The organism is Aeromonas sp. 2HA2, from assembly GCF_029237345.1.
Lineage (GTDB): Bacteria > Pseudomonadota > Gammaproteobacteria > Enterobacterales > Aeromonadaceae > Aeromonas > Aeromonas salmonicida.
The window spans coordinates 1-530 of sequence record NZ_JAACGB010000034.1 but is presented as its reverse complement, the minus strand read 5'-3'; the positions used below and the strand labels follow the sequence as shown (position 1 = coordinate 530).

At 47.0% G+C, this 530-nt stretch carries 2 tRNA genes and 1 rRNA gene; all 3 read right to left on the bottom strand.

Features of this window, described 5'->3' with window-relative positions:
• Nucleotides 1-212: 212 nt before the first annotated feature.
• Nucleotides 213-288: transfer RNA gene (locus tag GWQ29_RS21250), tRNA-Ala, on the bottom strand.
• 16 nt (nt 289-304) lie between these two features.
• A tRNA-Ile gene (locus GWQ29_RS21245) sits at nt 305-381 on the bottom strand.
• A 72-nt stretch (nt 382-453) separates the two neighbouring features.
• A 16S ribosomal RNA gene (locus GWQ29_RS21240) occupies nt 454-530 on the bottom strand; the annotation flags it as partial.

Here is a 530-nt window from a genome sequence, read left to right as displayed (position 1 = left end):
ACGCGACTTGTTGAAGTACAACAAGGACCAAAATAAATTTTGGTTTTCGCCAAGAAGTTTCCAAAGCACTTGTAACAAATGTTTGAGAACTACTTTTTAAATCAGCTTTCCAGATTGTTAAAGAGCAAACTTCATAAAGAAGTCAAAGGCATAGATTGAACGTCAGGGCTCAATGCATGGCTTTTGCTTCTCGCAAAATACAGTACCGATTATGGTGGAGCTATGCGGGATCGAACCGCAGACCTCCTGCGTGCAAAGCAGGCGCTCTCCCAGCTGAGCTATAGCCCCATAATCGGGAACGAAGTGGTGGGTCTGAGTGGACTCGAACCACCGACCTCACCCTTATCAGGGGTGCGCTCTAACCACCTGAGCTACAGACCCACTTCGTGTACTGTCTCTAAACTTGAATCAAGGCAATCTGTGTGAACACTCAACAACTTCGACATCTTAAGGTAAGGAGGTGATCCAACCCCAGGTTCCCCTAGGGTTACCTTGTTACGACTTCACCCCAGTCATGAATCACACCGTGG